The 12512-nt window shown below is 73.2% G+C and carries 12 protein-coding genes; 5 read left to right on the top strand and 7 right to left on the bottom strand.

What is annotated here, in order from left to right; all coding sequences use genetic code 11:
- Together RWM17_RS07480 and RWM17_RS07475 are read right to left on the bottom strand one after the other, a co-directional pair.
- Positions 1-543, bottom strand: a 543-nt coding sequence (locus RWM17_RS07480; protein WP_314102404.1) for a 1-acyl-sn-glycerol-3-phosphate acyltransferase, incomplete at its 3' end; no start/stop codon positions are given.
- A 2-nt stretch (positions 544-545) separates the two neighbouring features.
- Positions 546-1367, bottom strand: a complete 822-nt coding sequence (locus RWM17_RS07475; protein WP_314102402.1) for an SDR family NAD(P)-dependent oxidoreductase — start codon at positions 1365-1367, stop codon at positions 546-548.
- An 86-nt stretch (positions 1368-1453) separates the two neighbouring features.
- Between RWM17_RS07475 and RWM17_RS07470 the strand changes: the two genes are divergently transcribed.
- The 4 genes from RWM17_RS07470 to RWM17_RS07455 all read left to right on the top strand — a co-directional run bounded on the left by RWM17_RS07470 (position 1454) and on the right by RWM17_RS07455 (position 6006).
- A complete protein-coding gene (locus tag RWM17_RS07470) occupies positions 1454-2275 on the top strand; it encodes a hypothetical protein (protein WP_314102400.1) in 822 nt (273 codons plus the stop codon).
- Complete coding sequence (locus RWM17_RS07465) at positions 2272-4686, top strand: SDR family oxidoreductase (protein ID WP_314102398.1); 2415 nt, start codon at positions 2272-2274, stop codon at positions 4684-4686. Before RWM17_RS07470 ends, RWM17_RS07465 begins: the two co-directional genes overlap by 4 nt.
- A 23-nt stretch (positions 4687-4709) precedes the next feature.
- On the top strand, positions 4710-5537 hold the full coding sequence (locus RWM17_RS07460; RefSeq protein WP_123546824.1) for a ferritin-like domain-containing protein: 828 nt from the start codon (positions 4710-4712) through the stop codon (positions 5535-5537).
- 121 nt (positions 5538-5658) lie between these two features.
- Positions 5659-6006, top strand: a complete 348-nt coding sequence (locus tag RWM17_RS07455; RefSeq protein ID WP_123546825.1) for a LysR family transcriptional regulator — start codon at positions 5659-5661, stop codon at positions 6004-6006.
- Positions 6007-6027: 21 nt separating this feature from the next.
- Here RWM17_RS07455 and RWM17_RS07450 read toward each other — a convergent pair whose 3' ends face one another.
- The 5 genes from RWM17_RS07450 to RWM17_RS07430 form a co-directional block, all read right to left on the bottom strand.
- A complete protein-coding gene (locus tag RWM17_RS07450) occupies positions 6028-6369 on the bottom strand; it encodes a biopolymer transporter Tol (protein WP_314102395.1) in 342 nt (113 codons plus the stop codon).
- Positions 6370-6543: 174 nt separating this feature from the next.
- On the bottom strand, positions 6544-7752 hold the full coding sequence (locus RWM17_RS07445) for a GAF domain-containing protein (protein ID WP_314102393.1): 1209 nt from the start codon (positions 7750-7752) through the stop codon (positions 6544-6546).
- A 173-nt stretch (positions 7753-7925) separates the two neighbouring features.
- A complete protein-coding gene (locus tag RWM17_RS07440; RefSeq protein WP_314102391.1) occupies positions 7926-8564 on the bottom strand; it encodes a hypothetical protein in 639 nt (212 codons plus the stop codon).
- A gap of 175 nt (positions 8565-8739) precedes the next feature.
- Positions 8740-9318, bottom strand: a complete 579-nt coding sequence (locus tag RWM17_RS07435; RefSeq protein ID WP_314102389.1) for a type 1 glutamine amidotransferase domain-containing protein — start codon at positions 9316-9318, stop codon at positions 8740-8742.
- 114 nt (positions 9319-9432) lie between these two features.
- Positions 9433-10395 carry a sugar-binding transcriptional regulator gene (locus RWM17_RS07430; RefSeq protein WP_123547337.1) on the bottom strand — a complete coding sequence of 321 codons (963 nt, stop codon included), beginning with the start codon at positions 10393-10395 and terminating at the stop codon, positions 9433-9435.
- A gap of 132 nt (positions 10396-10527) precedes the next feature.
- Here RWM17_RS07430 and RWM17_RS07425 point away from each other — a divergent pair, with 132 nt between their 5' ends.
- Complete coding sequence (locus RWM17_RS07425; protein ID WP_399540255.1) at positions 10528-12285, top strand: FAD-dependent oxidoreductase; 1758 nt, start codon at positions 10528-10530, stop codon at positions 12283-12285.
- Positions 12286-12512: the final 227 nt, after the last annotated feature.

Here is a 12512-nt window from a genome sequence, read left to right as displayed (position 1 = left end):
GGCTGCGGCGGCCACGGCCCCCGGCGCCTGGGGCGTCGGGGACCCGGGCGTGCCCGCCGGGGTCGCGGTCGACGACCCGCGCTGCACGGGGAACGCGTTGAAGAAGAGCTCGGTCAGCTTGCGGCGCCACGGCACGTCGAAGAAGTAGTCCGCGGCGGCGCCGGTGGCGAGGTACCGGGCGAGTCGCCGCGGCAGGGCGCCGAGGATGAGCGGCGCGTCGAGGTGGCTCGAGTGGTTGGCGACCACGATGAAGCCGCCCTCGACGCCCTTGAGCCGGTCGCGGTCGATGACGGTGACGCTCGTGATCGACCAGATCGTGGGCTTGAGGACGACGCGCTGGGCGACGTAGCGGGCCATCGCGTGGCCGCGCGAGCTGAAGCGGTCCTTGACGTCGACGGCGGCGCGGGCGACGGCGTCGCGACGCGGGCGAGCCGCGCGAGCGTCGGCGGACGACGACGACGAAGGAGACGACGACGCAGCAGACGAGGCGGACTCCGCCTCGGCGGCCTCCTGGGTCTCGTCGGGTCGGTCGTCGCGGGCCACCGTCACCGCTCCACCGGAGCGTCCGTGCCGGCAGCACCGCCGGCAACAGCGTCCGCGGGCGCACGGCGGCTCGACGAGATCGCGCCGGACACGGCGCGCACGGCGCTGCCCGGGGCGTGCTTGACCAAGCCGATCAGCACCTTGTACCGAAGCGTGGGCATGGACACCACCTTGCCTCTCTCGACGTCGCGCAGGCACGCGGACACCAGTCGTTCGGCGCTGAGCCACATCGAGTTGGGTATGGACGACGACCGGATCCCGGCGCGCTGATGGAACTCCGTGCGCACCCACCCCGGCTGCAGCACCGTGACGCCCACGCCGCTGCCCTTCAGCTCGACCGCGAGGCCCTCGCTGAACGAGTTGACCCACGCCTTGATCGACGAGTAGCTGCCCATCGCCATGTAGCCCGCGACGCTGCCCACGTTGACGATGTGGCCGGAGCCACGGAGGCGCATCGCGCGCCCCGCGGACGCCGAGAGCACCAGCACGCTCCGCACCATCACCTCGAACGCGCGGTCGTGCACGGCCGTGTCGGTGCTCGTCAGCGGCTCGTGCACGCCGAAGCCGGCGTTGTTGACGAGCAGGTCGACCGGACGGTCGACCTCGGCGAGCCTGGCGGCCACCCGGTCGACGTCGGCACGGTCGCCGAGGTCGGCGGAGAGCACCTCGACGTCGCGTCCGAGGGCCCTCAGCTCGAGGGCGATCAGGTCGAGTCGGGCGGGGTCGCGGGCGACCAGGACGAGGTCCCAGCCGCGGGCGGCGAGTTGGCGGGCGAATTCGGCTCCGATGCCGGACGTGCCCCCGGTGACGAGCGCTGTTGCCATGCCGCTTACGATACGGTCTTGTCGGGAAACTGCGTGCATCGTGTCCCGTTCACCACCGCGATGAGGTCCCCCGGAGGAACACAGCCATGACGACCGATCGCGACCCCTACGACTCGAGCACCTTCGACATCCGCGAGTTCACCCTGACCGCCCAGGGCACGCTTCGCGCCGAGCTCGACCTGGCGCCCTTCGAGGCCGCGCCGCTCGGCCCGGACGAGCTCCGCCTCCTGCGCCACCTCGGCCGCCTCGAGAGCGCGACGATGGAGCACCTCCGCAACCTGCTCGTCACCGCCACGCACAAGGACGCCCGGGTCACCGCGTTCCTCGTCACCTGGGCCTTCGAGAAGTACTGGATCGCCGACGCGGTCGACGCCGTGCTCGAGGCGAACGGCGAGCCGCGCCTCAAGGACGTCGAGGAGGGGCCCCGCCGACACAGCCCCGGCGAGGCGGTCGAGCGGCGTGGCCCGATCACCCGCGCGATCGAGGCCATCGGCCGCGGCGTGCCCATCGTGGCCGTGCACATGACCACCGGCCTCGTCGACGAGTGGGTGATGCGGCACGCGTACGACGTCCTCGTCGAGCGCGCCGACAGTCCCGCGCTGACCGCGATCGTCGAGCGCCTCCGCACCGTCAAGGCGCGGCACGAGGAGTTCTTCGACGTCGAGGCACGCTGGCGCCTCGAGGACTCGGCCCGTGCCGTGAAGCAGACCCGCGCCTCCTTGTCGACGGCGGTCTGGCCGCTGGGCGCCGTCGAGCGCTCGGACGCCGAGCGCACCTTCTTCGACGCCGCGGTGTGGGGCGGCGCGGCCGGCCACCTGCGAGCGGACGCCGTCGGCGACCGCGTCGCCTCCCTGCCCGGACTCGACGCCTCCGTGGGCGCCGCCGTGACCCGAAAGCTCACCGCATGACCGTCCCTGCCCCCTCCTCCGTCCCCGGCTCGACCGTGACCAGCCTCGGCTCGGCGCACGTGCTCCTGACCGGCGGCACCGGCTTCGTCGGCCAGGCGATCCTCGAGCGGCTGCTGTCGTCGCACCCCGACACGACGGTCACGCTGCTCATCCGCCCGAAGGCCGGCACGTCGGCCCTGGCCCGCCTGCGGCACCTCCTCAAGAAGCCCGTGTTCGCGTCCTGGCGCGAGCGCGTCGGGGCGGACGAGGTCGAGCGCGCGCTGACCGAGCGGCTCCGGGTCGTCGAGAGCTCCCTCGGCTCGCTGCCGGCCCTGCCGGGCGACCTCGACGTCGTCATCCACAGCGCGTCGACGGTGTCGTTCGACCCGCCGATCGACCAGGCGTTCGACACGAACGTGGGCGGCGCCGTCGGTCTCTACGAGGCGCTGGTCGCGGCGGGCGGCGACCCGCACGTCGTCCACGTCTCGACGGCCTACGTCGGGGGCATCCGCAAGGGCGTCTTCCCCGAGGCGGCGCTCCGCCACGACGTCGACTGGCGCGCCGAGCACGCGGCCGCCCGCGACGCTCGTGCCCGCGTCGAGGCGGCGTCGCGCCAGCCCGAGACGCTCCGCGGGTTCCTGGCCGAGGGCAGGGCGGGCCACGGCAAGACCGGCCCGCAGGCGGTCGCGGCGGCAGCCGAGGAGGCGCGGGTCGCCTGGGTGGCCGCTCGTCTCGTCGACTACGGGCGCACCCGCGCCGAGACCCTCGGCTGGACCGACGTCTACACGCTGACCAAGGCCTTCGCCGAACGCGCCGCCGAGCAGATCTGGGCGGCCGAGGGCCACCGGTTGTCCGTCGTCCGCCCCGCGATCGTCGAGAGCGCACTTCGCCACCCCTACCCGGGCTGGATCGACGGCTTCAAGGTCGCCGACCCGCTGATCATGTCGTACGCCCGCGGCCTGCTGCCCGAGTTCCCCGGGGTGCCCGACAGCGTGCTCGACATCGTGCCGGTCGACTACGTGGTGAACGTGGTCCTGGCCGTCGCCGCGAACCCGGCCGGCGCCTCCTCGGCCTCTGCCGTCGACTCCGGTGCAGCCGGCGCCGTCGCGTCGGGCGCTGCGACCGACGGCGCGGCCTCGGCCCCCGAGCCGCAGTACTTCCACGTCGCGTCGGGCAACAGCAACCCGTTCCCGATCCTGCGGATGTTCGACAACCTCAAGACGTTCTTCACGGCGAACCCGCTGCCGCGCGACGAGCACACGAGCATCCCCGTGCCGCACTGGAACTTCCCCGGCGTGCGCAAGGTGGAGGGCGCGATCCGGACCGCCCAGCGTGCGAACGACTGGCGCGAGCGCGTGCTCGTCCGCCTGCCCTCGACGACCCGCACCCGCACGGCCCTGACCGGCGTGCAGACGCGGCGGGCCGACCTCGAGTCGCTGCAGAGCCTCACCGACCTGTACCGGCACTACGTGCAGTCCGAGATCATCTTCGACGACCGCCGCACGCGCGCCCTGCACGACGGCCTCCCCGAGGAGGCGCCGGCCGACATCGGCTTCGACGTCACGGACATCGACTGGGAGGACTACTTCCAGACCGTGCACTTCCCGTCGATCACGGCGATGACGCGGGCGTTCTCGGTGCGTCCCGCCGCGGCCGGTGCCGTGCTCGACGCCCGGGCGCTGCCGCAGCGCACCGACGTCGTCGCCGTCTTCGACCTCGAGGGCACCGTGCTCGACTCGAACATCGTCGAGCAGTACCTCTGGGTGCGCTCGAACGGCTTCCGCAAGGCTGCCTGGCCCGCCGAGGTCGCGTCGCTGTTGACCGGGCTGCCCGCCTACCTGCGCGCCGAGGGGCGCGACCGCGGCGAGTTCATCCGGGCGTTCCTCCGCCGGTACGCCGGCATGCCCGTCTCGCGCCTGAAGGGTGTCGTCCGCTCGGCCGGCTACGCCGAGACGGTCCGCCGGCACACCCTGCCCGAGGCGCTCGCGCGCATCGCCGAGCACCGCGCCGCCGGGCACCGCACCGTGCTCGTCACGGGCTCGATCGGCACCCTCGCGACCCCCATCGCCCACCTCTTCGACGAGGTCGTCGCGAGCACGATGCACGAGCGCGACGGCGTCCTGACGGGCTACCTCGCGCAGCCGCCGCTCGTCGACGAGGCCCGTGCCGCATGGCTCGCTCAGTGGGCCCTCGAAGAGGGAATCGACCTCACTGGGTCGTACGGGTACGGTGACAGCCACGCCGACCTGGCGTGGCTCGAGATGCTCGGCAACCCGTCCGCCGTCAACCCCGACGCCAATCTCGCACGCGAGGCGCTCCGAAGAAGATGGAGCATCCGAGATTGGTCGCGTGCCCGCGGTTCGTCCGCGTCCGGAACATCGACGGCCCCCGCCGTCGGCACCACCTCGAAAGGAGAAGGAGACAGGGTCTGACGACCCGCGCCTCCTCACGCCACATGGCATTCGACATCGACAAGTTCGCCGCCACCAGCGAGCGCATCACCTGGGATGACCTCGACCTGGACCACTTCAAGGAGAACCCGCTCAGCCCGGACTCCCTCCGCACGCTGCGCTACATGGCCGACGTGGAATACCACACTGTCTGCTACACCCGTGACCTGCTGACGACGCCCTCGCACAAGGAGGGCGACGTCTCGACCTTCATGACCATGTGGAACCGCGAGGAGTTCTGGCACGGCGAGGCCCTCGCCGCGATCCTCGAGGTGCACGGCGAGAAGGTCGACTACGACCAGCTGCGCGCGAACCGGCTCAAGCTCGGCTGGCGCGACAAGCTCGACCCCGTCAAGCAGGGCCTGCTCGGCAAGTTCGTCGGCTCCGACTTCGTGGCCGTGCACATGTCGTGGGGCGCCGCCAACGAGTACTCGGCCGTCGCCGCCTACAAGCGGATGGCCGCCCTCGAGAAGGACCCGGTGCTCGCCGAGCTGCTCGTGCGCATCGCCCGCCAGGAGTCGCGCCACGTCGCGTTCTACGTCTCGCAGGCCCGTGAGCGCCTGCTCAAGAGCAAGAAGGCGCAGAAGCTGACCCGCTTCCTGCTTCAGAAGGTCTGGGCGCCCGTCGGCTCGTCGATCATGGAGCTCGACGACGTGAAGTTCGTCTTCGGCCAGCTCATGAGCGGCGAGGAGGGCCGCAAGGCCGCCGAGAAGCTCGACGCCAACATCTCGAACCTGCCCGGCATGTCGGGGCTGACGATCTTCCAGAAGGCGCTCGACGGGCTCGGCGTCACGCACGGCCCCGCCGCGGGCGGCTCGGTCAGCGTCGCCTGACGACCCGTCCGGCACGGCTCCCTTCCTCGGCCGCAGGTCGTCCCGCCTCGGCGGGGCGGCCTGCGGCTCCGTTAGTCTGGGGCGGTCGGGCACCCGGCCGACCAGCGAGAGGCGACACCACGTGAAGACGAGCCACCTGAGGCACTTCCTCGTCGCGGCCGAGGTGCTGCACTTCCCCGTCGCGGCCGACAAGCTCGGCATCTCGCGGCAGAAGCTCGAGTCGTCGATCGAGGCGCTCGAGCTCGAGTTCGGGCAGAAGCTGTTCGACCGCGACGCCTCGCCCTACCGCCTGACCAAGGCGGGCCGCGCGGCCGTGGTCGTCGCCGAGGAGGAGCTGGCCAGCCCCTCGACACCGCCCGCGCCGCCTGCTCCCCCGGCCGGCGGCAAGGCCAAGGCGTCGAAGGGCAAGGGGCGCACCCCGGCGGTCAAGGGGCAGCCGAAGCCGTTCAAGAAGCGCCAGGGGCGCTAGGGGCAGCAGGGCGCCAGGGCGCTAGCCGACCTCGCCGCCGCTCGCCTCCGCCAACCAGTCCGCGTACCGGGTGTTCTCGGCCATGCGGCGGGTCTCGTCCGGGGCGTCGTCGTCCCACCAGACCGGGCCCCGCTCGCCGAGCGCCGTCTTCGCGGCGTCGACCCGGGCCCGGGCGGCCTCGCGGGCCTCGGCGTCGTCGTCGGCCCGCGCGGTCTTCTTCGCGCGCCGCGCCTCCATCAGCTCGTGCACGAGCTCGGCCCGACGCTCCTCGGGCAGCGACGGGTCCGTGCGGCGCCAGAGGCGACCTCGGACGACGAGGTAGCGGCCGTCGGGCGTGACGAGGGGTGCGGGTGAGTCGGCCATGCGGCCAGTCTGCCGCGCCCCGCCGCGCCCCGTGCCTCCACGCCCCGCCCCGGGTCCCACGTCGACGATTCAGGAGACGGCGTCGACGGCGGTCCCGAGGTCCGGGCACGGGCACGTTCGCGACGGCGTCTCCTGAGACCTCGACGCGGGTCCCGGACGCGAGCCCTCAGGCGCTCAGCCGCCGACCGGCGCGACCCTCAGCTCGCGCTGCACCTGCAGGGCCAGCTCGCGCAGCAGCACGAGGTCGACGCTCTCGGCGCTCCGCGGCTCGGCGTCGACGACGCAGAGGGCGCCGATCCGCACGCCGTCCGGGCTCTCGACGGGGTGTCCGGCGTAGAACCGCACGCTCGGGTGGGAGACGAAGCGGTCGTCGCGCCAGGCGTCGGGCACGACCATCGCGGTGCCGCTCCGCACGGTCTTCGAGCAGAAGGACGACGCGATGGGCACCTCCACCTGTGACGACCCGGCGACCGACTTGTTCCAATGGCGCCCGTCGTCGATGAGCGAGAACGCGGCCCCCTGGGCGCCGAGCAGCACCCGCGCCCGCTCGACGATGTCGTCGAACCGCTTCTCGGCCGGCGTGTCGAGCAGCCCGAGGGCGCGGACGGCGGCGATGCGCGTCTCGTCGGTCTGGGGCGCCTCGCGGGCGGTCCGCGCCGTGCTCCCCGCGGCCAGGGCGGCGTCGACCAGCGGCGCGACCACGGCGGCGAGGGCCGCGGCCCAGGCCGGGTAGGGGACGGAGGTGCGGGCCGGCTCCCCGAGGCCCTCGGGCGCGGCGACGGGGCCGGGCGGGCACACCATCGACACCCGGGCCCTGGCAGCGCAGAGCCCCTCGGTCACGCGGTTGAGCTCCTCGGCGTGGGCGTCCACGACGCCGCCGCAGCGCAGGGCGAACTTCGGCACCGAGCTCGGCGGCTGGATGCCCGTCACGACGATCTCGCACGACGGGTCGACCTCCTCCTCGAGGGCGTCGAGCAGGGCCGCGAGCCCGGCGGCCCAGCGCGACCGCGGGACCAGCCGCAGGGCGTCGCTCACGCCCAGCACGACGACGACGGCGTCGTAGCGCCCGAGGTCGCGACCCCGGACGAAGGAGGCGGCGGTCGCGACGGACACGTCGGCGTCGGCCAGCGCGTCGACGTCGGCGCCGCGGCCGGTCAGCGCCGACAGGGCACGGGCCAGCGTGCCCGGCAGGGCGAGGTCGTGGCTGCGGACGCCCCAGCCGACGGCGGGACCGTTGCCCAGCACGAGCACGCGATCGGGATCGGTGCCGGGGGCGTGGCCGCTCGGGTGGTCGTCCGGACACGGCGTCGAGAGCAGCTCGTCGACGACGCGGTACCGCGCGCGGACCCAGGCCCGGACGAGAGGGAGGGGGAGGCGGCGCATGCGGGTACTCCGACCCGGACGACGGGCGTGATCGAGGGGGCCGGGGCGGCGTGGTCGCCCGGGCACGACGGGTGGGGTGAGTCGATGATGCTCGCGCCGGGGCGCGCCGGCAAGCCCCCGCTCGGGGCGGGCCCGCTCTCGTCAGGAAGACCGAGAGAACGACGACGAGCGCGTCAGGAAGAGGACGACGACGAGGGGTCGGCCCCGGCCGTCGGAGCGGACCGGGACGCCGCCTGTGCCCGCAGCTCGGCGAGGTCGTCGTCGAGGCCGGCGAGCCGCTCGGCCCGGGCCTCGCCGTAGGCGGCGTCGACGACGACGGAGGCGGCGCGCACCCGGGTCACGACGGCCGCGCCGACGTCCCCCCAGGCTCGGGCGACCGCCGTCTGGACGATGTCGTCGACGTACTCGGCGTCGTCGCGCAGGGCGTCCAGCCGGTCGGCGACGGCCGTGTACGTCTTCTCGCGGAACCAGAGGGTCTCGTCGTCGCCCTTGCGGTAGTCGTGCTGGTGCCGGGAGCGGCCCTTGGAGCGGAGCGCCTTCTGGCGCGCCTCCCCGATGCGGCGGTTCTGGTACCGCTGCTCCTCGGCGAGGCGGTGGAGCGTGCGACGAACGGAGGCGGCGGTCTCGTCGTGGTCGAAGACGTCGTCGTCGCGCAGCGCACGCACGACGATGCGGTTGGCGACCGACACGATCGCGGCGGCCCGCGAGATCAGCAGGCCCTCGACGACCGCGCGCTCCAGGGCCTCGGGGTCGACCGGCGCCGGGTCAGGGCCCGCGGGGCCGGCGCTGCCGCGCGTGCTCCGCCACCTCACGACGCCTCCCCCGCTGCTGCCGCCCGTGCTGCTGCCGCTGCCATGACCTGCTCCTCGTCGACCGGGCCGTCCTGACACGGCGCCTCCTCTGATTAAAGACCCGGTGCCGGGACCGCGACGAATCGTCGGTCCCGGCACCGGGGCGAGGGCACCGCGGCAGGTGCAGCCGGGCGCCTCAGCCCTGGCTGCCGCCGGCGGTCACGAGGGCGTCCTGGACGGCGCCGACGAAGTCGTCGAGGTCGTCGGGGGTGCGCGAGGTGACGAGGGTGAAGCCGCCCTCGACGTCCGTGACGACGGAGCGGTCGACCCACGAGCCGCCCGCGTTCGTGGCGTCGGTCCGCAGCGAGGCGAACGAGGTGAGCTCCTTGCCCTTCAGGAGGTCCGCCTCCACCAGCAGCCAGGGGCCGTGGCAGATGGCGGCGACGGGCTTGCCTGCCGAGGCGAAGGCCTCGACCAGCGAGACCGCGCCGTCGTCCTGGCGGATCGTGTCGGCGTTGATGGTGCCGCCGGGCACGAGCAGCAGGTCGAAGTCGGCCGCGTCGGCCTCGTCGAGGGTGGTGTCGGGGCGGACGGTCTCGCCCGGGTCCTTGTCGCCGACGAGCGTCTGGATCGGCTCGGTCGACTGCGCGGCGACGACGACGGTCGCGCCGGCCTCGCGCAGGGCACGGGCGGGCACGACGAGCTCGTCCTGCTCGACGCCGTAGTTGGTGACGATCGCGAGCACGCGTCGTCCGGTCAGATCGGTGGTGGCCATGGGGCTCTCCTCCTCCGGGCCCGCGGGGCGGGCCGATCGATGTCGAGCACCGGTCTACGCCGCGGGGCTGGAGGGGCACTCGGGAGCCTGTCCCCCGGTCGCCCCGGCTGCGCCTCAGCTCGCGAGCAGCGCCCGCGCCGTCCCCTCGTCGAGGATGAGGTCGGTCGCGAGCCCGGCGGCGAGGGCACCGCGCACCCCCGCGACCTTCGCCTCGCCGGCCACGACGCACACCCGACGCGGCGCACGTCGGATGGTCTCGAGGTCGGGTCCCGTGCCGCGGGCGTTCATGGCGATGTCGGCCGACGAGCCGTCCTCGCGGTAGAACACGGTCGCGACGTCGCCGACGACGCCGTCGCGGTCGAGGCTCAGCTGGTCGCTCTTCTCGAGGTAGCCCCCCGACCAGACGTGGCTCGGCACCCGGGCGTCGCGCGAGCCGACCCCGAAGACGACCAGGTCCATCGAGGCCTGCAGCTCGAGCACGCGCTTCGTGCTGCTCTCGCGCCAGAGCGCGCGCTTGGTCGCCGGGTCGTCGAAGAACGCCGGCACGGGGAACTGCTGCACCGCCGCCGAGTACGCGGCCCCGAAGCGCCGCAGGATCTCACTCGCGTACTCGATGCCCGTCGTGCGCGTGTTCGCTGCGCCGTTCAGCTGCACCACGACGGAGTTGTGCGTCGCCCGGGGCACCAGCGACCGGCTGACGGCGCTGAGGGTCGCACCCCACGCGACCCCGACCACCATGTTCGAGTCGACGTAGGGCGTGATCGTGCGGGCCGCCGACAGGGCGACCCGCTCGAGCCGGTCGATCTCGCTGATCTGGTCGGGCACGGGCACGACGTGCGCGACGACGCCGAAGCGGTCGTGCAGGGCCGCGGCCGACCTCGTCGCCTGGTCGAGCGGCGACTTGATCTGGATCTCGACGAGGCCCGTCTCGCGGGCGGCCTTGAGGAGGCGCGAGACCGACGAGCGGGACGTGTTCAGCTCCGAGGCGATCGCCTCCATCGTCAGGTCCTGCATGTAGTACAGGTGCGCCGCACGGAGCGCGTCGTGGGTCTTCTCGGACGTCGTCGCCTCGGCCATGGGCACCTCCGTGCACATCTGTGCAGATACGTTGCACCCTCGTCAGGAGGGGTCGATCATGGACACTACCGGCCCGAGCAGCCGGCGCACGACCCCACCGCTCACCGAACGCAACGGGAAAGAAGCTCCACTGTGACCGAGTCGAAGAAGACAGGGACGATGCGCGCCAACGTGTCGCGCATCGCCGACCGCCCCCACGCCCAGGTGCTGATCGTCGGAGGGGGCATCAACGGCATCGCCACGTTCCGCGACCTCGCTCTCCAGGGCGTCGACGTCGTCCTCGTCGAGCGCGCCGACTACGCCTCGGGCGCCTCGGCTGCCTCGTCGCACATGATCCACGGCGGCATCCGCTACCTCGAGAACGGCGAGTTCCGCCTCGTCCGCGAGAGCGTGGAGGAGCGCAACGGCCTCCTCAAGATCGCGCCCCACTACGTCAAGCCGCTGCAGACGACGATGCCGATCTTCTCGACGTTCTCGGGCATCCTCAACGCCCCGCTGCGCATGCTCACGCACAAGCAGCGCAGCACGAAGGAGCGCGGCGCGCTCCTCATCAAGGTCGGCATGACCATGTACGACTCGTTCTCGCGCGACGGCGGCTCCGTGCCCCGTCACAAGTTCCTGGGCCGCAAGGCCGCGCTGGCCGAGATGCCGCACCTGAACAAGGACCTGAAGTACACGGGCACCTACTACGACGCCTCGGTCCACGAGCCCGAGCGCCTCGCCCTCGACGTGCTCAAGGACGGCCTCGCCGCAGGCGACAACGCGCGCAGCGCGAACTACCTCGAGGCCGCCGGCACCGCCGACGGCGGGGTCGTGCTGCGCGACGTCGTGACCGGCACGGAGTTCACCGTGACGGCCGACGTCGTCGTCAACGCCTCCGGCCCCTGGACCGACCTGACGAACGCGGCGCTCGGCGCCGAGTCGCAGTACATGGGGGGCACCAAGGGCTCGCACATCGTCGTCGACAGCCCCGAGCTGCTCGAGGCCACGAACGGCCGCGAGATCTTCTTCGAGAACAACGACGGCCGCATCGTGCTGATCTACCCGCTGAAGGGCCGCGTGCTGATCGGCACGACCGACCTCGAGGCCGACATGGCCGAGCCCGCGGTCTGCACCGAGGAGGAGGTCGACTACTTCTTCGACCTCGTCAAGCACGTCTACCCCGACATCGAGATCACGCGCGACCACATCGTCTACCGCTACTCGGGCGTCCGCCCGCTGCCGAAGCACGACGACCTCGCCGCCGGCTTCGTGTCGCGCGATTACCGCATCGTCGAGACCGAGGTCGCGGAGCTGCCGACCAGCAAGGTGCTCAGCCTCGTCGGCGGCAAGTGGACGACGTTCCGCGCCCTGTCGGCGCACCTGTCGACCGAGGCGACGAACCGTCTCGGCGTGACCCGCACGGTCGACACGACCGGCATGGCGATCGGTGGCGGCAAGGACTTCCCGACCACCGACGCGGCCCGCACCACCTGGGTCGCGGCCCACGCCGACGGCCTCAGCCGCGAGCACGTCGACCGCCTCCTCACCCGCTACGGCACCCGTGCGGAGAGCGTGATCGAGGTGCTGCTCGACCAGCCGTCCGAGCCTCTGGCGAGCGACCCGGGCCTCACCACGGCCGAGATCGCTTACTTCGCCGAGCACGAGGACGCGGTGCACCTCGCCGACGTCGTCCTGCGCCGCACCAACCTCGCCTTCGTGGGCGGCGTCACGATCGAGCTGCTCAGCGAGATCGCCGACGTCCTGGCGTCGAGCCTCGGCTGGACGGCCGACGAGCGCGAGGCCGAGATCGAGGCCACGCTCGACGTGCTGCGCACGTCGCACGGCGTCGAGGTGTCGTCCCAGCACGTGCCCAGCGGCACGCCCGTCGCGAGCACGCCCGCCTCGTAGGAGGCGCCTCCCGCGACCACGAGACCCGCCCGCCCCTCGGGGCCGGGCGGGTCTCGTGCGTCCGGGGCCGGGCGCGGTGGCGACCGTCGCAGCACCGGGCCGGCCGGGCGCCCCCGCGCCCCGCCCGGCACCGGGCCCCCCCGGTGCCGGGGCGAGTGCCCCACCGCCCTGAGGACGCCCCCCCCGCCCATGGGGCCGCGGCCCGCGGCCCAGGGCGGCGGCAGGGG

Source organism: uncultured Frigoribacterium sp., assembly GCF_963515265.1.
GTDB lineage: Bacteria > Actinomycetota > Actinomycetes > Actinomycetales > Microbacteriaceae > Frigoribacterium.
Note: the sequence above shows the minus strand (reverse complement) of the source record. Positions and strands in the feature narration are given on the sequence as shown.